The following is a 24,417-nucleotide window of genomic DNA, read 5'->3' as shown; positions in this document are numbered from 1 at the left end:
AAATTTCAGCACCATTACATTACGAAGACATTTTCTACGATCCTTACCGTCACTTTACATCGACCTAACAATCAGCATTTTTTTAGATTCCTTTTTCATCTTTTATTTTAAAATATGTACCAGCAGGGAATAATCTCTTAGTGACTGATGAAAGAGAAGGTGATGCTATGAGTAAATCGCGGGACAGTTATTTCGATAACGCAAAATTTTTATTGATATTCCTTGTTGTATTCGGTCATATCCTTCGTTCCTTTATTAATGATAATCATTTTATGCTCTACCTCTACAAGTTCATTTACACATTCCATATGCCTGCATTTATTCTTGTATCCGGTTATTTCGCGAAAGGCTTTAAACGGGCGGGATATGTAAAAAAGCTGGCGGTCAAGCTGATTATTCCGTATTTGATTTTCCAAATCATTTATTCCGTCTTTTATTACATTATGCAAGATGAAAGCATGGCAAATGTGAACCCGATTGATCCGCAATGGTCGTTATGGTTTCTTGTAAGCTTATTCTTTTGGAACCTGCTCCTATATCCTTTTTCAAAGCTTTCAAAGCAGTGGGCGCTGTTTGTCAGCTGCGGAATCGCCGTGCTGATCGGTTATCTGGACTTTGTCAGCAGCACGCTGAGCTTGTCACGGACATTCGTATTCTTACCGATGTTCCTTGTCGGTTTTTATTTAAATAAACATCATTTTGATTTATTGAGATCAAAACGCGGCAAACAAATTGCGCTCGGAGTGCTTGCCGCAGTATTCGTCATCTGCTGGGGCATCGATTTTGACTATTCTTTTCTGTTTGGTTCAAAACCGTATTCTTCATTTGGAGACGTTACCCTGGTAAGCGGACTATCCCGAATCGGCTGGTATGTACTCGCCTTTGGGGCAACCTTCAGCTTTTTAGCGCTTGTTCCGCAAAAACGGTATTTCTTTACCAGATGGGGAACCCGGACATTTTACGTGTATCTGCTTCACGGGTTTATTATTAAAACATTACGGCAGGTCGGGCTTGAGGATTGGCTTACTGACTATCAAAGCTTAGTGATCCTCTTGCTTTTAACAGCAGCCCTGACATCAGTCCTCTCCAGCAACTTTGTTAAGACAGTCGCTCAGCCCTTCATTGAGCTGAGGATGACCAGCTTATTGCAATTTGTCAGAGGAACGGGCAAAAATGCTTATTTAAAATAGAAAAGCACCTCTTAAGCGGGACGCCGCCTAAGAGGTCTTTTTTTATTGTTGTTTTTTGTTTTTTTCTTTTTTCTTTTCAGGCTTGGTGACTTCCAGCGTTTCGATGATCTTTCCGGCATTGTAATCCCCAAGTTCACTTGAGAATTCTTCCTCCAGCACCTTTTTATTCATAGGCTTTTTATGATTTTGCATGTCTCTGCTATGACGGTTTTTCTTCACAATTACATGCCTCCCTGCTGGCCCTGTTTGGAATTGCGGTTTGCCCCTCTAAAATTGGGGTCGTCATGATATTGTGTCTTATATGAATTGGGGTCCATGCTCTCGGTAGGTGTATTGTTATTTTTAATGGCTTCATTCACTTCAGCTTTACGCTTCATACGAATCCTCCTCGCCAGTTTTCAGACATTTTAAGATGCAGGAGCGTAAATTGCACCTGTCGAAGTTAGGTTCTCCAACTGAACAGGAGGCACACATCTTTTTTTTGGCAATCAAAAAACACCGCAAAATATGCGGTGTTTTGGCCTATCCGATAATCACTCTTTCCTTCGGATAGTGATAATTCGCTTCAATTTCCTTTCTTCCGATCAGATACAGGAAGGTCAGGATACCGATTCGCCCGATAAACATGACAATCATAATGACGCATTTTCCAACACTGCTCAAATCTGCCGTAATTCCAAGCGACAGGCCGGTTGTACCGAATGCCGAGCACACTTCAAACAAAAGCTCCAGCAGGGAATGCTTTTCTGTAATGGTCAGAATGAGTGTCGCGCCAAAAACGAGCAGGATCGCCATCATCGTGACAACAAGCGACTTCATCAAGTCAGCAGGGTGAAGCTCCCGTTTGAATACCTTTACGGCCTTATTGCCGCGGGCAAAATGAAACAGCGCAAGAAGGTTCAAAGCAAAAGTCGTTGTCCGTATGCCTCCCCCGACTGAGCTTGGCGACGCTCCAATAAACATCAGCGCACAAATAAAAAAGAGTGTGGAATCTGATAATTGGCTGATATCGATTGTTGCCAGTCCTCCGCTTCGGGTTGCCGTTGATTGAAACAGGGACAAAAACAAAATATCATGCCATGATTTTCCTGCGAACGCATGGTTTGCTTCCAGGGCAAAGATGCCAATGGCTCCAAACAAGACAAGTGAGCCGAACGTAATCGTCGTAATCTTTGTAAAAAGCGTAAATGGATAACGCCGATGTTTTGAAAACAGGAAATCCTTTACTTCAACAAGCACGGGAAATCCAATCGCTCCAAATATAATTAAAAGCATTGTAATAAACTGCACAAAGTAATCGTGGCGAAATGGAATCATCGAATTACCGGTAATATCAAATCCGCCGTTTGTCGTTGCACTGATACTGGCAAAAAATCCGTGTAAATAAGCTTCCTGATAGGAGTCATAGTAGGTTAAGAAATATGTGCCGAGTATCAGCCCGCCAAAAAATTCAATCCACAAGATCAGAAACAGTACCTGCTTCATCAGATTGACAATTCCTGAAAACTGGGATTGGTTTTGATCAACCATAATCAGCTTCCGTTCTTTCAGCCCGATTCGTTTTCCCATGATCAGCCAAATGAACGTTCCGAGCGTCATAATTCCGATTCCGCCAAATTGCAGAACAAATGCTAATATAAAAATCCCTATTGTGCTGAATGTATCAGCTGTATCAACAACTGTCAGCCCCGTTACACTGACTGAACTGACAGCTGTAAAAAGCGCATCAATAAACGTCCAATCCGCCCCCGGTTTATGGGCCGCCGGCAAACTCAGCAATATAACGGCCACAGTAACTGCAAGAAAATAATATAATGCGATCAGCTGGGCCGGTGACAAGGCCTGTATCAATTTTCCAAACTTTAATCTCATGTAAAATCCTTCTGCCTCTCTTTTTAAGTACGGTAATTATTCTAAAGATATTAGGTCCATTTTTAAAGGCTTTTACGAAACATTTTCTTAACTTGCTTATTTTTTTATGATTTTAGTCAATGGATAAAATAAAAAACCTCTGAGAATTCTCTCAGAGGAACAATGTGTTTGTATTATTTAGCTTCCAGCCGTCTGATTCGCTCATCTAAATCAGGGTGAGTAGAGAAAAGTGAAGAGCGCTTCTTGCCATTAATCTTTAACGTTTGGACAGCTGTCTGATCGTCTTCCATAATCCGGGAAGAATAGCTTTTAAGCGTCCGCAGCGCATGAATCATCTTGTCCTTGCCGGCAAGATCCGCTCCTCCCCTGTCAGCATGGAATTCACGATGGCGTGAATACGCAAACACAACCAGGCTCCCAAGTATCGAAAAGACAATCTGAAAAATAATCATTGCAATAAAATGAACGATCGGCGCTAGATCTTCTTTGACAAAACGGCTTGCTATCCAAGCGGCGATACGCGATAAAAAGACGACAAAGGTATTAACGATACCTTGTAAAAGCGTCATTGTTACCATATCACCATTTGTGATATGCGCGACCTCGTGGGCAAGCACACCTTCAACCGCTGCGTCATCCATCTGCTCCAGCAGCCCTGACGATACTGCAACAAGTGAACGGCGTTTTGACGGTCCAGTCGCAAACGCGTTTACTTCAGGTGAACGGTAAATCCCGACTTCCGGCATTTTCGTTAAACCGGCAGAGCGGCTTAATCTGTGAACACGATCAACCAATTGCTGTTCCTCATAGCTGAGCGAATGTTTTTTCGGATTCAGCACTCTGACGCCCATCATCGTCTTTGCCATCCATCTGGACATCGCAAGAGACGTAAAGGAACCGACAAATCCAACGACTAAACTAAACACAAGAAGCGCCATTGGATCGATACCGCCATCAGCTGTAAAGTACGTCCCGACTCCTGTAACAGAGCTTAAAACAGACAAAACGATCCCGATTGTTGTAAGCACCAAAATATTCGTTAGAATAAACAGAAAAATTCTTTTCGCCATAACAACCTCCGTTATTTTAAGTTCAAAAGAACCCGTATATTTAAATTATAAAACATCCATTTGAAAATGCAAGGAATTCGACGTATGATGTTAATGTAATTTGCTGACGCTTGAACTTTGAATTTATACATAGACCTATATCCGCGTCAAATTGTTTAAAGAGGTGAACAATGAACATTTTTAAACTCTCTCGAACCGATATGGTGCGGCTGCTCTATTCCCTAAAAGGACAAGGAGAACATAGCCCGCTCGACATTCTCGTCCAATCAGCGAACATGTCAGCAGAAAAAGCAGCCAATCATCTAGAAATTCCTGAATTTCTTACAAGATATGAACGAAAAAAACAGAAAAAAGAATACGGTCTTTCTACAAATGAAATCGTAGAGCTTGGCAACTTATGCGAGCTGACTTCGTTAAAGTCAACCGCGATTCAAAACTGGGTAAAGCGTGATATCAAAGATCTGATCGGACACCCTGAGCTGGGCAAAAAATACTCAGTTGAACAGGCAGTTATTCTTTTAATTGTACGTGATTTAAAATCCATTTATGACTTTGAACACATACGGGCTATTTTAAAAGTGGCCTTTAACACAATCTCAGACAGATCTGATGATGTCATCAGCCCGATTGCTTATTATGAAAGCTGCGCATATGTGCTTGATGCCATCCATCACCAAGATACTCCTTCGATGAAAGAATCAAATCTGCAGGAGATCGCCGAACAGGAGACAGAGCGTCTCCGTCACCGTTTTGAAGAACTGAATGACAGCCAATGGCTTAAAATCAGACAAATTATCGCCATTACAGTCCTCTCCATTTTGACGTTCCATATTCAGGCAACCGCACATAAAATGACAGCAGACATTCTATAGTCTGCGTCACCCCGGCTCAGAGGCCGGGGTTTTATTTTTCTCCACAACAATTGCCAGCATAAATAAACCCCGTATATTTCAAACTAAATACGCGTTAAGAATTTCTTTATCGAAAAAGGAGATGAAAAAGATGGCGAGCAGAAATAAACTCGTTGTTCCAGGGGTGGAGCAGGCACTAGACCAATTTAAACTCGAAGTGGCTCAAGAATTCGGTGTGAACCTTGGTTCTGATACAGTCGCACGCGCTAACGGCTCTGTAGGCGGAGAAATGACAAAGCGGCTGGTACAGCAAGCACAATCACAATTAAATGGCACAACTAAATAAATTCAGGTCTTTATTCGCCGGGGGCACTCGGCGAATCTTCATTTTGAGCTGAATTATTATCACTGCTGTAGCCGTTTGGATTACGTCGGTCTGAAGCGTTATCCCTTCTGGACGAAGAACGGTTCTTGCCTTGTTCACCATTGTTCCAGTCCCTGTGATATTGGCTTTGGCCCTTGTCAGCGCCGTTATTTTCATTTCCTTTATCTTGAGGATCTTGTATTGGGGTTTGCTCATGGTCCCCATCTTTTTCGGTATTTGTGTTTTCATCTGATTCCTTTATTTTTTTATCTTGGTCACTATCATCAATCTGGTCATCCGCTTTCTCTTCTTTCTGGTCTCCGGAATCCACATCATTCAGCTGTTCATTATCTCCTTGCTTGCTATCCTGGGTGTCAGTTTGATCGGTGTTTTCATCCTCATTTTCATCACTCTTTTGATCCTCTTCCCCGGATGGTTTGCTGGAGTCATCCTTTAAATCTTTATTGTCATTCTTTTCATTTGATTTGATGTAGCTGCCTGTTGAGACGCCTTCTTTCTTCGCTTTTTCCCTCGTTTGCATATCTGACTCGAGAGATTCCATGCGGTATGTCGTTTTATATTTTTCAGTCACATCATTCAGCTGTTTTTTCACAGCCTTTTTATATGTATTGTCTTCTGTGTTTTCATAAACAGTGGAAATCAATATTTCTTTCGATTTCTTTACATACCCGTGTTCACTGCAGTCGGTTATAATATCGTCAATCACCTTTTTAAAATCAGTCTTCTCCCAATCATCTATATCATTCACGACTTTCTGTCCCTCATCGTTTAGAGGCGTCAGTTCAATCACTTCATAATCGCTGTTTAACGCCATTTCGACGCTTGGATTGATATCGATTGTCATATACGCATAGGCCTTATTATTAGAAAAAACGGGGAGAACTATAAAAATAAAGAGCATAATAGCAGTCATCGTAAAAATCCCCATTTTGAAAGGGCGCAGTTTAAAAAAATCAAAAAAGCTGGCCCTTCTGCCCATGCGTGTTTCACTCGGAAGCATGATTTCTTCTCCGATTTCATAGCTGTGTCGATCATTTTTGGCTTTTAAAAATTGTCCGTCAGGGGTCAGCAACGTGACGAATTTTTTATTTTTCTCTACTATAATCCCTCTTCTCATGAGTGCAGCACCCCTTTAAGATAATCTTTTAAATAAATATAATCACCCGTAATGATAATACACATCGCAATAATATATTTTCTGTTTCTCTCAATCGTTTTTCGGCTTACAGAGACAAGCTGTTCAAGCTGTTTGACCGGAAGCTGCTTCTTTGTATACAGGATAGCGGCCAATTCTTCATGTTCAACAAGCGTCATTGCCACCTTTATGGCGTTTTGCCTTGCATCCGTGTGCTTTGGAGAATTTTCAAGCAGTTCTTTAAACGATAAACCATAATCCTTGAGCTGCTTTTGAAAATAGAGGATTTCCTCCCGCCTCTGCTCCTGTTCAATCTGACGGCGGTATTCATCTATGGAAAGCTCGGCTTCAATCAGGCTTTGTGATGACTCCTGATCGTCTCCTTCCTGTAAATCGATATTTATATTTTGTGCGCTTCTGGCTTCTTTTCTAATGTAATCAATGACTTTTCTTTTTATAATAAGCTCAGCAAATGCGAGCAGAGAATTTCCTTTTTCAGGTGAATATTTTTCTATAGCTTCATTAAACGCGATCAGTCCAATACTGAACTCATCGTCTTTTTCATCTATATATCGTTTACAAACGGATGAAACCGTCTTTGCGATAAATGGCTTATATTGCTGTATTAATTCATTTTGCAGATCTTTATTGCCTTTTTGTATACTCTCAACAGCTTTTTCAAGTGTTTGCTTCTTTTTTCCCAATTTAAACAAAAGGCTAAGCACTGGTTTCACCTCAGTTCCTCCCTATAACTACTCATTAATGATAGCTAATTTGATAGGGATTCGCAAAGGAGAAAAAGAAATATTGATTTCCAATGTCTCAATTATGACAAACCATTCTGACGTCCTATACATGATTTCGTGCCTTTCTAAAGAATTAAGGGGGTTTTATGCATGTTTTTTGTAACAAAGATGTTATAAAAATGTTATTTTATTTCGCTTATGAAAACGCTTCAAACACAAAAAGACTCTGCTTTTAAGCAGAGTCTTTCAGATTACGTCCGTTCACGGGTGCTGTTTTTTTGTTCGTTTTGTGCGCCCTCCGGCTGTTTTTTCCCACCTGACATAAACCAGCCGCAAACCGCGATTGCTGCTAAGACACCCCAGAATATCAGCTTCCATGTTCCAGAATGGATAAAGTGCTCAGAAACAACTGCTATGTCGCGATGGGCAAGCGTATATAAAGCAAGCTTTACTCCGACCCAGCCGACAATCACAAAGGCTGCTGTTTCTAGGCTTGGACGTTCCTTTAATAACTTCACAAACATGGAAGCCGCAAACCGCATGATCACCAGTCCGATGATACCGCCGGCCAAAATGACGAGAAATTGTCCTCCGTCAAGTCCGCCGATCTTCGGGAGTGATGTCCCAGGAAGTGTAACCGCCAGCGCTACTGCTGCTAAGATGGAATCAACAGCAAACGCGATATCTGCCAGTTCAACTTTTAAAACAGTCGGCCAAAAACCGCTTTGCTTCGTCTCTTTATGTGTGTCTTCTTTCTTAAATACATATCTTTTCAATAAGTGGCTTGCTGAGATATACAGCAAATAGATCGCGCCAATCGCTTGAACCTGCCATACGTTGACCAAAAATGAAATGGCAAATAAAGAGCCAAATCGCAGAACAAAAGCCCCTGCCAATCCATAAAATAACGCTTTTTTTCTTTTTTCCTCCGGCAAATGTTTTACCATTACCGCCATAACCAGCGCGTTATCGGCGGCTAAAATCCCTTCCAGCCCGATCAAGACGAGAAGAACCCAACCATACTCTAATAATAATGCTGCATCCATAAATGATACCCTCCCAAAAAAGTTGTTTTCTTTCTCTTCATCCGATCTTATGCCGGCCGGACCATGCAAAAAAGACCTTTGCCGACATAAGGCAAAGGTCTTGCTAGACATGAATTCAGGCATGCCAACAAAGCCGATGGATACAATCCATGAAATGACGACTTTGTTTCCGGAAGACATTCCGGACGCTACTCCCCTTTGGGATTTCAAGAAATATGATTTTATACGTCAATGATATGCGCAGCGCAATGATTTGTCAACGTTTATTTTTTAAAAATACAGATAATTGTTCGGAATGCGTGCGTTTCTTCCTCTTTTTCATCAGTAAGTAGAGCAGGAATAGCGCCAAAATCGCTATCCCGATCGGAAGCATATATTGATCAAGAATAGAGCCCACTTCCTTCCAATTTTCACCGAGCTTCACGCCGAGATAAACATATACAAATGTAATCGGAAGCATAGCAATGAATGTATAAAGCGAAAACACCCAAACATTCATTTTTGCAATTCCGCACGGTATGGAAATCAATGTCCTGATGCCAGGCAAGAAACGGCCGCTGAAGGCGACAAAACCCCCATGTTTTTTGAAAAAATTATCTGACTTATCAAGCGCTTCAGGTTTAATAAAGAGATACTTCCCAAAACGTTCAAGAAACGGCCTTCCTCCGTACCGGCCTATCCAATACAGCGTAAGCGGACCGGCCACTCCTCCAAGCGATCCTGCCAAAACAACGCCGGCAAGTGTCATATCGCCTTTAGATACCCAATAGCCCGCGAGCGGCAAAACGACTTCGGCCGGGATAAACTCAATACTGAGCGCTAGAAATATTCCAAAATAAGATAAGCTTTTAAATGCTTCTATCCATGACATAACCAGCTCTTCGATAGCCGCCAACTCCCTTGTTTCATGTTTATGTATCATACATTTTTGTTTTTTCGGAAAACGTCAAGATGATTTTAACACATTTTTCACGGTCAGTTGAACTAAAAATAGATCTCCCTCGTATTTCTATCGTTTTGAAGGCTGAAACTCTGCGGTTAAGCAGCCGATAATAAAGAGAGTCAACAAGACTGGAACACACGATACGGGGGGAATCTCCATTTGGAAATACACGTTACATATAATACGACGCTCATATGTTTATCTATTCTAATTGCCTGTACCGCCTCGTATATTTCCCTTGAACTTTCCAGGAAAGTCACCATCAACACAGGCTTAAAAAGTAAAATTTGGCTGATCGGCGGCTCACTTATTATGGGATTCGGTATTTGGTCAATGCATTTTGTAGGGATGATGGCCGTCCATTTGGAAATGCCGATGGAATATGAATTCATGCCTTTAATGGCAGCCATTGGCGCATCTGTTTCGGGATCATTTGTGTCATTACATTTTGTCAGCCGGCACATTCTTACATATTACAGACTGCTTACCGGATCAGTTGTGCTTGGCGCATCTATTGCTTCTATGCACTATATCGGAATGTCTGCCATTTCCCGGGTAATGATTATTTACGAACCGATTTTATTTACAGTTTCAATTATCATTGCGATTGCAGCCTCTTTCGTCTCGTTAAAAATATTCTTTGACTTGTCCGTAAAAAAACATTCTGAGCATCTTATATTCTATAAAGTCGTCAGTTCAATTGTAATGGGTATTGGGATTTCGGGCATGCACTACACAGGGATGCTTGCGGCAACTTTCCATAAGGACATGGCTCCGCCCGGAAGCCATATGGAGGTGCAAACGTTTCATTGGTCAATTTTTGTTACTTTAATTATTTTCTGTATCCAAACGTTATTGTTATTCAGTTCTCATGCAGATCGAAAGTTTATGAAACAGAGCGAACGCATAAAAGATAACGAACAGCGATTTCAGTCTTTAATCGTCCACAATATTGATGCAATCTTTATTTTATCATTAGAAGGAGACATAATATCTTCCAATCACGCTGGTGAGGAAATGACCAGCAAATTTGGATTCAGCATGCATGACTGGAGGAATTACACATCGCAGAAGGTTAAGCGCCTTTTTGAGCAAGTTAAAAAAGATAAACAAGCGATGAACAGCGATAGCGAACTTATCACTGAAAAAGGCCAGTTTCACTTAAATATTACGCTCATACCTGTTGAGGTCAATCAAGAACTGGACAGCATTTATGTCATTTGCAAAGACATGACGAAGCAGTACAAAGCAGAAAAAGAAATCCATAGAATGGCTCATTATGATTCGCTTACAGACTTACCTAACAGAAGACATGCCATCTCTCATCTAACAAAGGTACTGAATCGCGAGCATTCCTTGCATTATAACACCGTTGTTTTCTTTCTCGACTTAAACCGGTTTAAAGTGATTAACGATGCATTAGGGCATAATGTCGGCGATCAACTGCTTCAGTTTGCAGCTAAACGTTTGTCATCTGTAGTCCCTGATAACGGATTTATCGCCCGTCTTGGCGGTGATGAATTTATTTTTATATTAACAGACGCCAATACAGGAACAGGCGAAGCAGATGTTTTAGCAAGAAAAATTATCCAAAAATTCAAAAAACCTTTCAAGATTCAAGATCACACCCTTGTCACATCTGTCAGTATCGGGATTGCGATATCTCCAAAAGACGGGACTGATGGCCTTGAATTGATGAAAAAGGCTGATATGGCGATGTATGCGGCTAAAGAACGAAACAAAAGCAAATACAGATACTATTCTTTTTCAATCGGCAACAAAGAAACCGTCAAGCTTAACCAAGAGATGGTACTCAGAGAAGCAATCGAAAACGATAGATTTGTCTTGCATTATCAGCCGCAATTCAATGTAAAAAAACAAAAAATGACAGGAGCAGAAGCACTGATACGCCTTGTGACACCAGACAGGCAACTGCGTCCGCCCGGAGAATTCATCGGTGTTGCAGAAGAAACGGGACTTATTATTGATATCGGAAAGTGGATTATAGATGAAGCATGCAAGCAGGCAAGGATTTGGCACGACAAAGGCTATGATCTTTCTGTCGCCATTAATATTTCCGCCAGACAGTTCCAATCCGAAGATCTGATTCCCCTCATCAAGGATACGCTTAATAAATACCAGCTTCCTCCGCAGCTTCTTGAAGTGGAGGTGACGGAAAGCATGACAATGGACAATCTCGATCACTCCAAAAAGGTTTTGTCATCCCTTACAGAATTAGGAATCAGAATCAGTATTGACGATTTCGGTACTGGTCACAGCTCCCTTAGCTATTTGAAGGACTTCCCGATTCACAGGCTGAAGATTGACAAATCATTTATTGACGATATTCAGACCCATCCTAAATCAGAGCAAATTACCGGAGCTATTATTGCCATGGGGCATCAGCTGTCTTTGCAGGTGATTGCCGAAGGTGTGGAAAATGCAGCTCAAAAGCAGCTTCTATATGAAAAAGGCTGCGACCATTTGCAGGGCTTCTTTTTCAGCAGGCCAATACCTCCGGAACAATTCGAACAATTCATTATTGAACAGCCGTCGCAATAACAGCGCCGGCTTTTTTTTCACCCATAAGTTACTACACATGAATCGTACTCCTTCTCTTCACACTAAAGAAAAAAAGGGGTTTATCGATATGCATACAATGTGGAAGGGATCGATCAGCTTCGGATTAGTAAACATCCCCATCAAGCTATATGCGGCCACAGAAGATAAAGATATTAAACTGCGCAGCCTCCATAAAGAGGATCACGCACCAATCAAATACGAGAAAGTTTGCACAAATTGCGAAAAAACTCTTAGTCCTGATGAAATTGTGAAGGGATATGAATATGTAAAAGGGAAATATGTAGTGCTGACGGACGAAGATTTAAAAAGCTTAAAACAGGAGCATGAGGAGAAAGCGGTTGAGATTGTTGACTTTGTTCAGCTTCAGGAAATTGATCCGATTTACTTTAACCGCTCCTACTTTGTCGGCCCCGGGGATAATGGGACGAAGGCCTATACCCTGCTGCGTGAGGCGCTGCGCTCAACCGGAAAGATCGGTATCGCCAATATGACAATCAGGTCAAAGCAGCAGCTGGCGATTCTCCGCGTTTATGAAAATTGTATCGTCATGGAGTCTATCCATTATCCCGATGAGGTCAGAAGCGCCGCTCATGTCCCAGGTGTACCTGATCAATCGAATGTAAACGATAAGGAACTGCAAACTGCTATCACATTAATAGATGAACTGACTGCTGAGTTTGAGCCTGAGAAATATGAAGACACGTACCGACAGGCGCTGCTGCAAAGAGTCAACGACAAGCTAGAAAATAAAGAAACGGCCGTCACTCCTGATAAAGCGCCACCTCGTGAAGATGTCATTGACCTGGTAAGCGCTCTGCAAGCCAGCATTGACAGAACCAGAAGGCCGAACCGGGAGACACCGGCTGCCGCACCTGCACAAGCCGCTGAACCGAAAGGAGCCGGAGATAAAAAACGAAAAACAACTAGAAAAAAAGCCTCCGGCACGTCATAGCCCATGGCGTTTACCATGCAGCCGGTCTTAACTTCGTCACCGCCAATCGGAGCAGAATGGCGTTACGAAGTAAAATATGATGGGTACCGCTGTATTCTCCGCATCCATTCTTCAGGTGTGACCTTAACCAGCAGAAATGGTGTGGATCTCAGCAGCACCTTCCCTGAAATCACACAATTCGCCAAAACTGCCTTTCAGCACATAGAAAAAGAGCTTCCGCTGACACTTGATGGTGAAATCGTATGTTTGGTGAATCCCTGTCGTGCAGATTTTGAACACCTTCAAGTGCGGGGGCGTTTGAAAAGGCCAGACAAGATTCAGGAATCTGCAAACGCGCGGCCGTGCTGCTTTCTCGCCTTTGATTTGTTAGAGCGAAGCGGAGAAGATGTAACGCTTCTTTCGTATTTGGACCGCAAAAAATCGCTGCGTGAACTCATATCCGCAGCAAAGCTTCCTGCATCTCCAGATCCTTACGCAAAAGAAACCATTCAATCCATTCCCTGTTATGATCATTTTGATCAGCTCTGGGAGATGGTAATAAAATATGACGGAGAAGGAATTGTAGCGAAGAAAACAAACAGCAAATGGCTTGAAAAGAAGCGGTCGTCCGATTGGCTCAAATATAAAAACTTTAAACAAGCTTATGTTTGCATAACAGGGTTCAACCCTAACAACGGGTTTCTGACGGTATCGGTGCTAAAAAACGGAATAATGACACCGATTGCCTCAGTCTCGCACGGAATGCGCGATGAGGAAAAAAGCGCTATACGCGAGATTATGGAACAGCACGGACATCAAACACTCTCAGGCGAATTTACGCTTGAACCTTCGATTTGTGCAGCTGTTCAATACTTAACAATTCTCCAAGGCACATTAAGAGAGGTATCGTTTATCGGTTTCGAATTCCAAATGGACTGGACCGAATGCACGTATGCGCAAGTCATACGACACTCCAAACCGGTTCACCCAAAGCTCCAGTTCACAAGCCTGGATAAAATCATATTTGAAAAGAATAAAAAAACAAAAGAAGATTTTATTCAGTATATGATTGAAGTCAGTGACTACCTGCTCCCATTTCTGAAAAACCGGGCTGTCACCGTCATCCGCTATCCGCATGGATCTAGGAGCGAATCATTTTTCCAAAAAAACAAGCCGGACTATGCGCCGGATTTTGTTCAGTCCTTCTATGATGGAAGCCATGAACATATTGTCTGTGAGGATATGTCTACATTGCTATGGCTTTGCAACCAGCTTGCTTTGGAGTTTCACGTTCCTTTTCAAACCATTAAAAGCAGGCGTCCTGCTGAGATTGTCATTGATTTAGACCCGCCTTCGCGAGATGACTTTCTTATGGCCGTGCAGGCCGCAAATGAACTGAAGCGGCTGTTGGATTCCTTTGGCATCACATCGTACCCGAAGCTGTCCGGCAACAAAGGCATCCAGCTTTATATTCCCTTGTCTCCCGAGGCATTTACGTATGAAGAAACACGCCAATTTACGCAGCTGATCGCAGAGTACTGCACCAATGCATTTCCCGAGCTATTTACCACTGAACGCTTGATTAAAAACAGACACGGCAAATTGTATCTTGATTATTTGCAGCATGCAGAAGGAAAAACGATTATCTGTCCCTATTCGACGAGAGGAAATGAGCTTGGGACTGTCGCAGCCCCTCTCTATTGGCATGAGGTGCAATCATCTTTAACACCCGCTCTGTTTACAATTGATACGGTCATCGATCGAATTAAGAAGCAGGGCTGCCCATTTTTTGATTTTTACCGCAACCCGCAAGACGAACCGCTTAGCGCCATATTGCATCAGTTGAAGAAAAAGAGCTGACTAATGAAGTCAGCTCTTTCCGTTTAACTGTACTTTTTTTCTAACCGCTCTTTTTCCTGGCGCTGAAGCGGGCTCAGCTGCTCATTATACAAATCAATATCGATCGCGTATTTCGGCCGTCTTTTCACTTCAGAAAAAATCGTTCCAATATACTCTCCGATGATGCCAATTCCCATCAATTGCAGCCCGCCCAAAAACCAAATGGATATGATGAGAGACGCCCAGCCTGCATTCGTATGGCCGAGCAGCTTTTGAATAAACGCGCCAACCCCTGCCACAGCGCTGAGGAAAAACAAAACAAACCCTAAAAGCGTAAAGAATCGAATTGGTGCGACACTGAATGAAGTAATCCCGTTAAAAGCGAAGGATAGCATCTTTTTCAGCGGATATTTCGTTTTGCCAGCAAAGCGTTCCTTGCGGTCATACAAAACTTCGGCCGATTTAAAGCCGATCATAGGGACAATACCTCTTAAAAACAGATTCGCTTCCGGATAACGCTCAAGCTCTTCGAGGGACCTTTTATTCATTAAACGAAAATCAGCATGATTATAAATTAATTTAATCCCGAGCTTATTCATGAGACGATAAAACCCTAACGCGGTCGTGCGCTTGAAAAAGGTATCGGTTTTTCTGCTCCGTCGTACACCGTAAACGATCTCGCAGCCCTCATGATATTTCATCATAAAATCCCGGATCACAGAGATATCGTCCTGAAGATCAGCATCGATCGAAATGACGCAGTCTGACCTATTCTTCGCTTTATGCAGTCCGGCTAAAAGCGCTTTTTGGTGGCCGACATTGCAGGCTAATTTTAAGCCGGTAACCTTCTTGTTTCTAATGCTCTCCATAGCAATCAAAGCCCAAGTGCGATCTTTGCTGCCATCATCGACAAACAGAATTTTACTGTCTTCAGCAATTAATTTTTCTTCGATTAAATCATCTACAACCTCTGTCAACTGACGGCTTGTTTCTTGAAACACTTCCTCTTCATTGAAACACGGGACGACGATGGTTAATACTGGATGTGACTGTTTCAATCGATATCCTCCTTATCTTGTTTCATATAAATAAATGCGCCAGGCGGAATCTTTATGGTCAAACGTCTTTACGAGCGCGAGATGGTTTTGTTCAGCATTCATGATCGGAACTGAAGAAAAAATGTACCGTCCGCCCATTTTTTTAAATACATCTGTATTTAATTGAAGGTTGTTGATCGTTTTCTTCGAGTTCTTTTTGAAATCATATCGTTTACCGAGTTCATCGACAAAAAGGTAGCAGCGGCTGCCCCATTCATCAAAATATTGTTTCAGCCGAGCATTTTTTTCCAGCTCTTTTTCGATGATTTTCCTAAATTCATATTTATATGAAAGCGGGTACAGATTGTTATACGTATCTAACGTATAAAACCCGTTATATTGGGCGATAGACGGATGCAGTCCGATGCTCGCCACCCTGTACGAATCCTGAGGACGTCCGATATATTCCTTAATCTCTTTGAATTGCTCCGATGCATAAAACTCCTTGAATGTCGGTGCGTTGTAATGAACGCCATACGTATATTCTTCATTAAAAGGCGCCAACACCATCAGCTGTGCAGCGACTGCGGCGTACACAAGCCATTTCCATCCTTTCCCCATCCGCCAAATGAGATATAAAGCAAGCGCAAAGCTCACGTATATAACAAGCGGCCGAAGAAAATGAAAACGAGCAAAATTAAATTCTGCTAAAAAGGCAAATTTCTGCTTTGGAACAGCCCAAATTTTGTTGAACCAAAACGCATACCATAATGACAATCCATAATTAAGCACACATAAAAACAGATAAACATTTTCTGGCTTTGTCCGATTTCGTTTGAACAGCAGAGCAGCAAATACGACCATCAGGATCGGAAGGATGACAACGGTATGAACGGTCATCACATGATTATGGCCATAGACAAAGTTTTTTACGGATAGCCGAAGAGAATGCCAAACGTCATGCCTGGATGAGATAAATTCGATACGATGCATCGGTGCGTGCTCAAACAGCATCGAATAGACAAGCCGATATTCAACGAAAAGATAAATACTCGTCATAAATGCAATACTGCCTAAGAACATCAAATTCCATCTTCTTTTTGTAATGGCATCATACAGCCAAAAACACGCCATCCCTGCCAGGAAAAAGAAGAAGCCTAGAACAAAGCTTGAGTATAGAGGGAGCAAGCCCAGCGTCAGCCACTCTCTCCATGAGATATCCCCTTTTCGGATATTTAAAAAAGCCCACAGTGCCAAAGGATACCCAAGCGTACTCAGCATTCCCGAAGGCCAGAACGGTGTTAAGGCAAATGCAAGCGATACGCCAATTCGGATGAAAGCCGCTTTTGGTTCCGGGATTATATGTTTCTTCAGCAGCACATACATTCCAAAAAAAGCGACAACTCTTGTAACCGTCTGGCTTATTGCATAGGCGGTCATGGAAGAAAAGAAAGCATGGAGCCAAACAATTCCGCTCCACTCGGTGCCAAAGGCATCCCGGGGCAGCCCGTTAATGATTTGCGGAATGGCAGCGTCAATCTTGCCGACGATTTCTCCGCTATCGGCCAGAACCTTGTACCAAGCGATGTTGGAATCTAAATTATCGTGGACCCGGATATGGGCATCTTCCTTTAAAATAAAAAGCGGGGATACATACAATAAAAGAAGAAATAATGCGATCCAGAGATAATATGTTTCTTTTTTTTGTTGTCTCATCAATCGTAACATTGCTTACACATCCATTTGTTATTCTGACTCCGTCGGCATGTTCTGCCTCATGTGTCAAAATTTATTATCCCTTTTCCCTTCCAAATCATTCATCATATGACAATCCGTTTTTCAACCTGTCTCTACCCATTAATTCCCGCTATCCATAGGGCTTGATCACTTACTATACTGATAGAAGGGAGGGGATATATTTTGTTTACAATCTTACTTTCATTGGCCATACTCGTATTTGTGCCATTTCTATATAAAGCGAACCGCAATACAAAAGATGTGAAAGTCAACACCATTTCAATCGACCAAAAAGACGGCCTTCCAGCCAGAAAAAAATTAAATATCCTTCATTTATCAGATCTTCACTTGGAAAACATTTCAGTCTCACCTGAGGAGCTGTATCATTTAACAAAAGATCAGCCTGTGGACATCATTGCTCTTACCGGGGATTTTCTTGATCGGAAACGTAATATTCCGAAGCTGGCAGGTTACTTGAACGCCTTGCAAAATCTAAAGCCTGCATATGGAATGTACGCGGTGTTCGGTAACCACGATTATGTATTGAAAGAAGAGGACTTTCGGAGATTGAAGCGAGTTTTAGAGGAAAACGGCTGTACTACGCTGCAAAATGAACATGTTCGAATCGAGACGGCTGCAGGGCCAGTCAATATTATCGGCATTGATGATTACAGTACGAATCGGAGTAATATCACCGGCTCTTATCAAAGTCTGGAAAATGGCTATCATCTTGTCTTAACACATGACCCAAATATTATTCTGGATATGAAAGATGTTCATTATGATTACCTGCTGTCAGGGCATTTTCACGGCGGGCAAATTCACTGGCCAAAACCGTATCATTTGGTGAAAATGGGAAAGCTCGTGCGAATGAACATGATTAAAGGTCTTCATTATCATCACGATAAACCATTTTATATCAGCGAGGGCTTGGGACAAACCGGCGTAAATATCCGTGTCGGAAGCCGTCCTGAAGTAACATTTCATCAGATTTAATCAAAAAAGACTGTGCTGACCGAGGCATCAGTCTTTTTTTTGATAGGTTTTCTGCAGCTTTTCTTTTGAGATAAACAAATAGGATGAATTCGGTAAATGCCGCAAGCTCACAGGCTTTGAAGTCAAATATAAAATCGGCACATGGGACACTTTTTTAAAGCATCTGTAAAAAGGGTTCACCGGGGTGATCACATCAAAGCCGAGCCTTTCCACACCTTTGTCAAGCATTGTAATCCCAATGATTCCTTTGATTTTCTCGCTTTTTTTATGATTGTTGATATAGTCAAGAAGAAGCGGCATCGATTGATATACTTTCTGATAAATAATGATTCCCTTTCTGACTGCGCTCTCAATGCTTTGCAGCTCCCTGATCAGCTTTATGTTATGCAGGTGGATTTTAACGAGCACATCATTTTTTCTAATATGCGTTCCATCGCTAAGCACGACATGATGTCCTTTGTACTTCGTCAGCCTGACTCGAAAGACGCTTTTACGATCTTTGTCAACCAAAGTCAGCCTTGAAAAAAAGAAATAAATCGGATCAACCATTCTCCATATGGAAAGGAAACAGGTTTTCATCTCTTCACCTTCCTCATAATCAAAAACACCCTTATATTTTGTGAACGTTCTCCTCAAAATATAGTTGCCATATTTTTTAGGAGGACTGTCATGAAAAACATTCTCATTTTTCCTTTTTTAAGCATTTCCACCGGCCATCATCATGTGGCTGATGCATTGCAGGCTGAATTAGAGTCTCAAGGGCTGGCAGCTGAAAAGATTGATATCTTTTCACATTCGTATAGGCGGTTAGAAAAATTGTCCTCCGTGGCTTATTTAAAATGGATTCAATATTTCCCGAAAACGTACAGCGGCATTTACAGGCTCCTCGCCTGCGGAGAATTTCAGCATGACAAACGCTATTTCATGTACGAATGGCTGTTCACACAGCAAATGAGGCACATTCTCCAAGAAAAACAGCCTGATATCGCCTTCTGCACACATGCGCTGCCTTCTTATCTGCTGAACCGACTAAAGCCTGAATATCCGAATCTGACGGTTGTGAATGTATACACTGATTTTTTCGTGAATCAATTATGGGGACGGAAGAACATTGATTACCATTTTGTTCCGAGCACGGAAGTAAAGAAGCAGCTAATATCAGAGGGGATCGATCAGAACAACATATACTTGACCGGCATTCCAGTTCACCGAATTTTCGAAATGGAATCAGCAGATACATTGCAGCACCACCCGCCATATACCATCATCATCACAGGGGGCAGTATGGGGGTCGGTGGGATTTTAAAATGGGTGCAGGAACTGTCGCCAGGCGGAAAGATCTTATACAAAATATTATGCGGCAGAAACGAAAAGCTCTACTCCTATGTCAAAAGTTTACACCACCCCTTGATTGAGGCGATTCCTTACCTTCACAGCAAAGCAGAGATGAACCGTTTGTACGAACAGTCGACAGGCATCATGACTAAACCCGGAGGCGTGACCATCAGTGAGTGCTTACAGAAGCAGCTTCCGGTATTTATTTATCATGCACTGCCCGGACAGGAGGAAATGAATTTAAACCTTCTACATGAGAGGAAGCTCGTCACAGATATAAGAAACTGGGACATGCAGAAAGCAGAAGAGAATATCGCGGCATTTTTTCAATCGAACGAACAGATGAAGGAGTATAAAAAACACGTCAATGGATACCTTGGCGAAATGTCTGATAGGAAGATTGAAGATGTTTTAAAAAGAATCATATGGAAACAAAAAAACACTCTCCTGAAACAGAGAGTGTAGAATAGTTAACGAAACAGCAAATGCTGGCTGTGTATGCCTGCTTTCTTGAGCAGGACGATCAGCTGGTCCTGTTCATCAGGCGAAAGACCTGAAAACGCTCTCGCAATACGCAGTGCATGAATCGGATAAATTTTATCCAAATACTCATTTCCCTTGTCAGTTAAATGTGCGTAAACAGAGCGTTTATCTTTCGGGTCCTGCTCCCTTACTAAAAAACCGTTTCTTTCTAGTTTGTCAATAACATATGTGACGTTTCCGCTTACAAGCAGAAGTCTCGACCCAATTTGCTGTAATTTTTGCGGGCCTCTTGTGTACAGGAGCTCCAGTACAGCAAATTCAGTGGGATTAAAACCGTGCTCTTTGCTATCACGGATACTATGTTCGGACACACTTTTGAAAGCCCTTGCAAAAACTCTGTACAAATTCATCGCACGCTCAACTTCTTCTTCGTTAAACGATAATCTCATCATATCTACCTCGTATATAGGATTTTTATAAAAAAATAATGAAAACCCTTACATATAATAAGAGTTCAGTCCCTTACTATACGTATTCGCTATAATTCGAGAAATTCCTTCTAAAAGCAAAAAAATCCTTATACATTATCTTGTATAAGGATAATTTTTATGATTTGTAATGCTTCGAAAGAAATAAGCGTATTCTTTCCGAAGCTCAGAAATCGTCATTTTGTTCATGACCTCTTTATTATAAACCCCTATCTGATAGAGTTTTTCAGAATAATGGCTCCGTTCTTTTTCTAAAGCGGATTTCAATAAATTACTCATAGCGTCCTCCTTCATTTTGAGGTATCCTATACAAAAGATACTCTTTTTAAATGAACGTGGTATGAATCTAATGTAAAGAATTTATGTTTACGAAGATTTTCGGTATTGTCCGTTTTGAACCGATCTTAATAATTGAAAAGCCTGTTCTCCGGCAAGCTGCATAAACGTCTCCAGCATTTCATCACGCTTGATATCCAACTCTATAATTTCTTTTGCCAGTGAGACCGCTTTTTCTTCCTCCATGATTATCCTTCCTCCTCGTTTGATTCGTTACATAAAGGATAAAACGCGCTTGGGTGTTACGCATTATTCTTGTTAATTTTTCTTCCGTATTTTTTCAAAAATCTTCTATTTGATGTTAGAAAATATGACAAGCGTCAGGTTTTTTCTCTTTGTTTTTTATATACTATTATCAAAAGACATCCAGGGGTGGAAAAATGACCACAGAAGATCATTCTTATAAAGACAAAAAAGTGATTTCAATCGGAATTGTGAGTGAATTGACAGGATTGTCCGTAAGACAGATCAGGTATTATGAGGAACGAAAGCTCATTTACCCGCAGCGTTCTTCAAGGGGGACAAGAAAATACTCCTTTGCCGATGTGGAGCGGCTGATGGATATCGCCAATAAGCGTGAAGACGGCGTACAGACGGCAGAGATTTTAAAGGATATGCGCAAAAAAGAACAGATGTTAAAAAACGATCCGCAAGTGCGGAAAAAAATGCTGGAGGGGCAGCTTAATGCTCACTTTCGGTACAAAAACCGTTAAATAATAAAAGTCCGGCTCGCAGTTGAGACGGACTTTTTACGTTTATAATGAGTGAATGAATGCAGTGGCAATGCCAAAGTAGATTAATAAAGATAAAATATCGTTTAACGTTGTAATCAGCGGTCCAGAAGCAATTGCCGGGTCTACTTTCAGTTTGTGCAAAATAATAGGGATAATCGTTCCTGACATCGTGCCGATGATTAAGGTTAAGAACAGTGAAGAGGCGACAACAAATCCCAAAAGCGCATTCCCCTGCCATATGATGGAGACAATCGCAATCAGCACAGAACAAACCGCTCCGATAAAAATGCTTGTTCTGAACTCTCGGAAGATCAGGCGCACAATCGTTTTTTTGTTCATTTCTTCTTTAGACAAACCTCTGATGACAACAGCAAGAGATTGTGTTCCCGTATTTCCTGTCATCCCTGACACCATCGGCATGAAAAACGCAAGCGCGACAACCTGCTTCAGCGCATCTTCAAAATAGCTGATAATGCTTCCTGAAATCAGTCCGATAAACAAGAGTAAAATCAGCCATGGCAGGCGCCGGTATGCCGCCACGTAAGCTTTTGTGTCAAAGGTGATGTCTTTACCGGAAGCGGCAAATTTTTCGTAATCCTCATCAGCTTCCCGAATAACGACGTCGATAATATCATCGACCGTCACAATGCCGACAAGCACGTTATTTTCTTCTACAACCGGTATTGCCAAAAAATCGTAACGTTCAATCAGGCGGGCAACTTCTTCCTGGTCCTGAAGAGCATCTGCTGATATGACGCGGGTAAACATTAAATCCTGCACCTTTTCTTCAGGTTCACCCAGTATCAAATCGCGGTAGGAAAGAACCCCAACCAGCTGTTTGCTTTCATTAATAACATATAAGTAGTTGATCGATTCAGCTATTTCAGCGAAGCTTTTCAGTTTGACGACCGCGTCTTTTACCGTGTAATGCTGAGGAATCCACACATACCGGTTTGTCATCATGCGTCCCGCTGAATCAGCCGGGTAATTCATTAAGAGCTGTACAGCTTTTGACTCTGACGCTTCCATGCTGGACAAAAGCTGTTCCTTCAGTTCTTCGTCCATTTCTTCAAGCAATTGAGCAAGGTCATCGTTGTCCATTTTGTTCATCGCCAGTGTTGCTTTTGTTTTTCCGACTTTATTTAAGACGACAAGCTGAAATTCGCGTTCCAGCTCCCCGATCATATCAGTGATATCGTCTACAGTTAAATAAGATAAATAGCGGGCGCGGTGTTTTTCCGGCATTTCTTTAAAAATAAATGCCATGTCATAGGGCTGAAGCTCATCAATAACACTTCTGAAATCCCTGATTTTCCCGTCTCGCAGTAAAATAATGATGCGTAAAATGAGTTCGTCATAGGTCATGTTTTGAACCATCGGGACTCGTACCTCCTCTACGGAGACGTGCCGGCCTCGCCAGAAGGTGCGGCTGTTCGTCTCCTCATCGTGTAATCAATTGTCTTGCTGTCATAGTATATGGGTACTTCTTCAGATTGACTCGAATGGGGAGAATCCATACTCCGCACCTCCTTTGATTGGTTTCGTTTTAAAGGCATAAAAAAAGCCTTCGGGATTGAAGGTGAAAGAAGCACGGCAAAAAAAGCGTGCGGGCGCCTTCAATCGTAGAGCTTTAGCACTGTATGGCATAGGACAAGCATCCAGCTGCATTAAAAATCACCTTATGTCGATGATTTCTGTTGACCCATTGGCGTCTTTGGACATTTTTGGGCAGCAGCGTATCTCCATACAGGAGCCTCACCTAACGAAGTTCCTAATTGAATTGACACACTGAGATTACAGAAAAAAACAAGCTGTGTCAACTCAAAAAAGTAATAAATGCGCTTACATCACAATTACGGAACAAAACAAGGGCCTAAGCCCTTATTCTGTTGTTTGTGTCTCGTCATCTTCAGAAAGCAAATGATACGTTTCATGAAGAAATAAGGCGTACTCTCCTTCCTTCGTCGGATGAGGGACATATTCAGCCTGATTGATGTATTGCTCCTCTTTCTTTTCCATGCGTTTCGCCTCCTTTTCTACTTAGATTGTCCAAAAGAAGGTTTCTTATCATGAAAAACCCCCGCTGCAGCGGGGGTACTGATTAGTCATCTATCTCCTGTTTGATAATGCGTCCATCTTTTGCGGAAATTTCAAATTCTGTCTCAGTTCCTTGTTTCGTTTGGATTTCCATTTCATAGATGTAAGCACCGTCATCTTCGTCAAGCTTACTTTCTGTTACGGTTCCACCTGTTTGCTTTAAAGCAATTTCTTCAGCTTCTTCTTTGGTTATGACGACTTGTTCTGCTTTCTCCTTTAACGGGTCATTAAGCGCTTGTTTTGTATGAATATCAACATAAACGTCGTAGTCTTCACCTTCTTTTTCAATCTCCACTTCATAGACTTCTTTGCCGTTGTAAAGGTCTCTGTCAATGTCTTCTACTGTGCCGTCAACAACTGTTTTAGCAATTGCTTCTGCTTCTTGTTCAGTGAGTGCATCCGTCTTAGAAGAAGCCTGTCTGTTTTCATTGTTTTCTGTGGCAAACGCGTTGTAGCTGAATCCTCCGGCCGCTAGGCACCCTGCTAAAAGACCAACCATCCATCTTTTCTTGAGCATTTGTGAGTCCTCCTTTGTTTTGTATGAGTACAGTTTACACACTCAACATGAAAGGAAAACGAGAGC

27 protein-coding genes and 1 riboswitch are annotated in these 24,417 nt (G+C 41.9%); of the genes, 9 read left to right on the top strand and 18 right to left on the bottom strand.

Annotated elements, in window-relative coordinates:
- The first annotated feature begins 167 nt into the window (after nucleotides 1-167).
- Entirely contained in the window at nucleotides 168-1,190 is a 1,023-nt protein-coding gene (locus NYE56_RS06875; RefSeq protein WP_015252222.1) for an acyltransferase family protein, read from the top strand.
- 42 nt (nucleotides 1,191-1,232) lie between these two features.
- Here the strand turns inward: NYE56_RS06875 and NYE56_RS06870 are convergent, their stop codons facing one another.
- The 4 genes from NYE56_RS06870 to htpX all read right to left on the bottom strand — a co-directional run bounded on the left by NYE56_RS06870 (nucleotide 1,233) and on the right by htpX (nucleotide 4,132).
- Entirely contained in the window at nucleotides 1,233-1,409 is a 177-nt protein-coding gene (locus NYE56_RS06870) for a hypothetical protein (RefSeq protein ID WP_003245411.1), read from the bottom strand.
- Nucleotides 1,410-1,411: 2 nt separating this feature from the next.
- Nucleotides 1,412-1,567 carry a hypothetical protein gene (locus NYE56_RS06865; protein WP_003232510.1) on the bottom strand — a complete coding sequence of 52 codons (156 nt, stop codon included), beginning with the start codon at nucleotides 1,565-1,567 and terminating at the stop codon, nucleotides 1,412-1,414.
- A gap of 145 nt (nucleotides 1,568-1,712) precedes the next feature.
- Nucleotides 1,713-3,062 (bottom strand): Ktr system potassium transporter KtrD, encoded by a 1,350-nt coding sequence (gene ktrD / locus NYE56_RS06860; protein WP_003244672.1) that lies wholly within the window; start codon nucleotides 3,060-3,062, stop codon nucleotides 1,713-1,715.
- A gap of 173 nt (nucleotides 3,063-3,235) precedes the next feature.
- Nucleotides 3,236-4,132, bottom strand: coding sequence for a protease HtpX (gene htpX / locus NYE56_RS06855; RefSeq protein WP_003232513.1), 897 nt, complete (start codon nucleotides 4,130-4,132; stop codon nucleotides 3,236-3,238).
- Between the two features lie 170 nt (nucleotides 4,133-4,302).
- Between htpX and htpK the strand changes: the two genes are divergently transcribed.
- Complete coding sequence (gene htpK / locus NYE56_RS06850) at nucleotides 4,303-5,004, top strand: transcriptional regulator HtpK (RefSeq protein ID WP_015252224.1); 702 nt, start codon at nucleotides 4,303-4,305, stop codon at nucleotides 5,002-5,004.
- Nucleotides 5,005-5,134: 130 nt separating this feature from the next.
- Entirely contained in the window at nucleotides 5,135-5,329 is a 195-nt protein-coding gene (gene sspD / locus NYE56_RS06845) for an acid-soluble spore protein SspD (protein ID WP_003218568.1), read from the top strand.
- 10 nt (nucleotides 5,330-5,339) lie between these two features.
- Here the strand turns inward: sspD and rsgI are convergent, their stop codons facing one another.
- From rsgI to NYE56_RS06825, 4 genes are all read right to left on the bottom strand, one after another.
- On the bottom strand, nucleotides 5,340-6,485 hold the full coding sequence (gene rsgI / locus NYE56_RS06840; protein ID WP_341283648.1) for an anti-sigma-I factor RsgI: 1,146 nt from the start codon (nucleotides 6,483-6,485) through the stop codon (nucleotides 5,340-5,342).
- Nucleotides 6,482-7,237 carry an RNA polymerase sigma factor SigI gene (gene sigI, locus NYE56_RS06835; RefSeq protein WP_003245855.1) on the bottom strand — a complete coding sequence of 252 codons (756 nt, stop codon included), beginning with the start codon at nucleotides 7,235-7,237 and terminating at the stop codon, nucleotides 6,482-6,484. The genes rsgI and sigI overlap by 4 nt, the downstream gene beginning before the upstream one ends.
- A 263-nt stretch (nucleotides 7,238-7,500) precedes the next feature.
- Nucleotides 7,501-8,295: a TerC family protein gene (locus NYE56_RS06830; RefSeq protein WP_445684723.1), complete on the bottom strand. Its 795-nt coding sequence runs from the start codon at nucleotides 8,293-8,295 to the stop codon at nucleotides 7,501-7,503.
- Between the two features lie 256 nt (nucleotides 8,296-8,551).
- Complete coding sequence (locus tag NYE56_RS06825; protein WP_341283646.1) at nucleotides 8,552-9,217, bottom strand: DedA family protein; 666 nt, start codon at nucleotides 9,215-9,217, stop codon at nucleotides 8,552-8,554.
- A gap of 180 nt (nucleotides 9,218-9,397) precedes the next feature.
- Between NYE56_RS06825 and NYE56_RS06820 the strand changes: the two genes are divergently transcribed.
- The 3 genes from NYE56_RS06820 (at nucleotide 9,398) to NYE56_RS06810 (ending at nucleotide 14,612) form a co-directional block, all read left to right on the top strand.
- Nucleotides 9,398-11,800 (top strand): EAL domain-containing protein, encoded by a 2,403-nt coding sequence (locus NYE56_RS06820; RefSeq protein WP_341283645.1) that lies wholly within the window; start codon nucleotides 9,398-9,400, stop codon nucleotides 11,798-11,800.
- Between the two features lie 88 nt (nucleotides 11,801-11,888).
- Nucleotides 11,889-12,773 carry a non-homologous end joining protein Ku gene (gene ku, locus NYE56_RS06815; RefSeq protein WP_014479613.1) on the top strand — a complete coding sequence of 295 codons (885 nt, stop codon included), beginning with the start codon at nucleotides 11,889-11,891 and terminating at the stop codon, nucleotides 12,771-12,773.
- 3 nt (nucleotides 12,774-12,776) lie between these two features.
- The gene (locus tag NYE56_RS06810) at nucleotides 12,777-14,612 is read left to right on the top strand and encodes a DNA ligase D (protein ID WP_341283644.1); all 1,836 of its coding nucleotides are present in this window, start codon (nucleotides 12,777-12,779) and stop codon (nucleotides 14,610-14,612) included.
- Between the two features lie 23 nt (nucleotides 14,613-14,635).
- Here the strand turns inward: NYE56_RS06810 and NYE56_RS06805 are convergent, their stop codons facing one another.
- Both NYE56_RS06805 and NYE56_RS06800 read right to left on the bottom strand, forming a co-directional pair.
- The gene (locus NYE56_RS06805) at nucleotides 14,636-15,649 is read right to left on the bottom strand and encodes a glycosyltransferase family 2 protein (protein ID WP_268554735.1); all 1,014 of its coding nucleotides are present in this window, start codon (nucleotides 15,647-15,649) and stop codon (nucleotides 14,636-14,638) included.
- A 12-nt stretch (nucleotides 15,650-15,661) separates the two neighbouring features.
- On the bottom strand, nucleotides 15,662-17,356 hold the full coding sequence (locus NYE56_RS06800; protein ID WP_268554736.1) for a DUF6044 family protein: 1,695 nt from the start codon (nucleotides 17,354-17,356) through the stop codon (nucleotides 15,662-15,664).
- A 192-nt stretch (nucleotides 17,357-17,548) separates the two neighbouring features.
- Between NYE56_RS06800 and NYE56_RS06795 the strand changes: the two genes are divergently transcribed.
- Nucleotides 17,549-18,361, top strand: a complete 813-nt coding sequence (locus NYE56_RS06795; RefSeq protein WP_268554737.1) for a metallophosphoesterase — start codon at nucleotides 17,549-17,551, stop codon at nucleotides 18,359-18,361.
- Nucleotides 18,362-18,388: 27 nt separating this feature from the next.
- Here NYE56_RS06795 and NYE56_RS06790 read toward each other — a convergent pair whose 3' ends face one another.
- Entirely contained in the window at nucleotides 18,389-18,940 is a 552-nt protein-coding gene (locus NYE56_RS06790; protein ID WP_268554738.1) for a YkoP family protein, read from the bottom strand.
- Nucleotides 18,941-19,030: 90 nt separating this feature from the next.
- Between NYE56_RS06790 and NYE56_RS06785 the strand changes: the two genes are divergently transcribed.
- Entirely contained in the window at nucleotides 19,031-20,161 is a 1,131-nt protein-coding gene (locus NYE56_RS06785; RefSeq protein ID WP_268554739.1) for an MGDG synthase family glycosyltransferase, read from the top strand.
- A gap of 5 nt (nucleotides 20,162-20,166) precedes the next feature.
- Here the strand turns inward: NYE56_RS06785 and NYE56_RS06780 are convergent, their stop codons facing one another.
- The 3 genes from NYE56_RS06780 to NYE56_RS06770 all read right to left on the bottom strand — a co-directional run bounded on the left by NYE56_RS06780 (nucleotide 20,167) and on the right by NYE56_RS06770 (nucleotide 21,189).
- Nucleotides 20,167-20,631, bottom strand: a complete 465-nt coding sequence (locus NYE56_RS06780) for a MarR family winged helix-turn-helix transcriptional regulator (RefSeq protein WP_003232536.1) — start codon at nucleotides 20,629-20,631, stop codon at nucleotides 20,167-20,169.
- A 132-nt stretch (nucleotides 20,632-20,763) separates the two neighbouring features.
- A complete protein-coding gene (gene ykoL / locus NYE56_RS06775; protein WP_015252233.1) occupies nucleotides 20,764-20,946 on the bottom strand; it encodes a stress response protein YkoL in 183 nt (60 codons plus the stop codon).
- 87 nt (nucleotides 20,947-21,033) lie between these two features.
- Complete coding sequence (locus tag NYE56_RS06770) at nucleotides 21,034-21,189, bottom strand: hypothetical protein (protein ID WP_003232538.1); 156 nt, start codon at nucleotides 21,187-21,189, stop codon at nucleotides 21,034-21,036.
- Nucleotides 21,190-21,383: 194 nt separating this feature from the next.
- On the opposite strand from NYE56_RS06770, the gene tnrA reads away from it, so the two are divergent.
- Complete coding sequence (gene tnrA / locus NYE56_RS06765) at nucleotides 21,384-21,716, top strand: MerR family transcriptional regulator TnrA (RefSeq protein ID WP_003232541.1); 333 nt, start codon at nucleotides 21,384-21,386, stop codon at nucleotides 21,714-21,716.
- 42 nt (nucleotides 21,717-21,758) lie between these two features.
- Here the strand turns inward: tnrA and mgtE are convergent, their stop codons facing one another.
- The 4 genes from mgtE to NYE56_RS06745 all read right to left on the bottom strand — a co-directional run bounded on the left by mgtE (nucleotide 21,759) and on the right by NYE56_RS06745 (nucleotide 24,351).
- Nucleotides 21,759-23,114: a magnesium transporter gene (mgtE, locus tag NYE56_RS06760; protein WP_003232543.1), complete on the bottom strand. Its 1,356-nt coding sequence runs from the start codon at nucleotides 23,112-23,114 to the stop codon at nucleotides 21,759-21,761.
- 17 nt (nucleotides 23,115-23,131) lie between these two features.
- Entirely contained in the window at nucleotides 23,132-23,254 is a 123-nt protein-coding gene (locus tag NYE56_RS06755) for a hypothetical protein (RefSeq protein ID WP_009967087.1), read from the bottom strand.
- 91 nt (nucleotides 23,255-23,345) lie between these two features.
- Nucleotides 23,346-23,511, bottom strand: a riboswitch (M-box (ykoK) riboswitch).
- Between the two features lie 107 nt (nucleotides 23,512-23,618).
- Entirely contained in the window at nucleotides 23,619-23,756 is a 138-nt protein-coding gene (locus NYE56_RS06750; RefSeq protein ID WP_003218541.1) for a transcriptional regulator SplA domain-containing protein, read from the bottom strand.
- A gap of 82 nt (nucleotides 23,757-23,838) precedes the next feature.
- Nucleotides 23,839-24,351 (bottom strand): PepSY domain-containing protein, encoded by a 513-nt coding sequence (locus NYE56_RS06745; RefSeq protein ID WP_123373472.1) that lies wholly within the window; start codon nucleotides 24,349-24,351, stop codon nucleotides 23,839-23,841.
- Nucleotides 24,352-24,417: the final 66 nt, after the last annotated feature.

The organism is Bacillus sp. FSL R5-0603 (genome assembly GCF_038050295.1).
Taxonomy (GTDB): Bacteria; Bacillota; Bacilli; order Bacillales; family Bacillaceae; genus Bacillus; species Bacillus subtilis.
This window is presented reverse-complemented; position numbering and strand designations above follow the sequence as displayed.

Coding starts and splice junctions, on each gene's coding strand:
- NYE56_RS06875 (WP_015252222.1), top strand. CDS start 168: ATGAGTAAATCGCGGGACAGTTATTTCGATAACGCAAAATTTTTATTG.
- NYE56_RS06865 (WP_003232510.1), bottom strand. CDS start 1,567: ATGAAGCGTAAAGCTGAAGTGAATGAAGCCATTAAAAATAACAATACA.
- ktrD (WP_003244672.1), bottom strand. CDS start 3,062: ATGAGATTAAAGTTTGGAAAATTGATACAGGCCTTGTCACCGGCCCAG.
- htpX (WP_003232513.1), bottom strand. CDS start 4,132: ATGGCGAAAAGAATTTTTCTGTTTATTCTAACGAATATTTTGGTGCTT.
- htpK (WP_015252224.1), top strand. CDS start 4,303: ATGAACATTTTTAAACTCTCTCGAACCGATATGGTGCGGCTGCTCTAT.
- sspD (WP_003218568.1), top strand. CDS start 5,135: ATGGCGAGCAGAAATAAACTCGTTGTTCCAGGGGTGGAGCAGGCACTA.
- rsgI (WP_341283648.1), bottom strand. CDS start 6,485: ATGAGAAGAGGGATTATAGTAGAGAAAAATAAAAAATTCGTCACGTTG.
- NYE56_RS06830 (WP_445684723.1), bottom strand. CDS start 8,295: ATGGATGCAGCATTATTATTAGAGTATGGTTGGGTTCTTCTCGTCTTG.
- NYE56_RS06825 (WP_341283646.1), bottom strand. CDS start 9,217: ATGATACATAAACATGAAACAAGGGAGTTGGCGGCTATCGAAGAGCTG.
- ku (WP_014479613.1), top strand. CDS start 11,889: ATGCATACAATGTGGAAGGGATCGATCAGCTTCGGATTAGTAAACATC.
- NYE56_RS06810 (WP_341283644.1), top strand. CDS start 12,777: ATGGCGTTTACCATGCAGCCGGTCTTAACTTCGTCACCGCCAATCGGA.
- NYE56_RS06800 (WP_268554736.1), bottom strand. CDS start 17,356: ATGTTACGATTGATGAGACAACAAAAAAAAGAAACATATTATCTCTGG.
- NYE56_RS06790 (WP_268554738.1), bottom strand. CDS start 18,940: ATGAAAACCTGTTTCCTTTCCATATGGAGAATGGTTGATCCGATTTAT.
- NYE56_RS06785 (WP_268554739.1), top strand. CDS start 19,031: ATGAAAAACATTCTCATTTTTCCTTTTTTAAGCATTTCCACCGGCCAT.
- NYE56_RS06780 (WP_003232536.1), bottom strand. CDS start 20,631: ATGATGAGATTATCGTTTAACGAAGAAGAAGTTGAGCGTGCGATGAAT.
- ykoL (WP_015252233.1), bottom strand. CDS start 20,946: ATGAGTAATTTATTGAAATCCGCTTTAGAAAAAGAACGGAGCCATTAT.
- NYE56_RS06770 (WP_003232538.1), bottom strand. CDS start 21,189: ATGGAGGAAGAAAAAGCGGTCTCACTGGCAAAAGAAATTATAGAGTTG.
- tnrA (WP_003232541.1), top strand. CDS start 21,384: ATGACCACAGAAGATCATTCTTATAAAGACAAAAAAGTGATTTCAATC.
- mgtE (WP_003232543.1), bottom strand. CDS start 23,114: ATGGTTCAAAACATGACCTATGACGAACTCATTTTACGCATCATTATT.
- NYE56_RS06755 (WP_009967087.1), bottom strand. CDS start 23,254: ATGGATTCTCCCCATTCGAGTCAATCTGAAGAAGTACCCATATACTAT.
- NYE56_RS06750 (WP_003218541.1), bottom strand. CDS start 23,756: ATGGAAAAGAAAGAGGAGCAATACATCAATCAGGCTGAATATGTCCCT.
- NYE56_RS06745 (WP_123373472.1), bottom strand. CDS start 24,351: ATGCTCAAGAAAAGATGGATGGTTGGTCTTTTAGCAGGGTGCCTAGCG.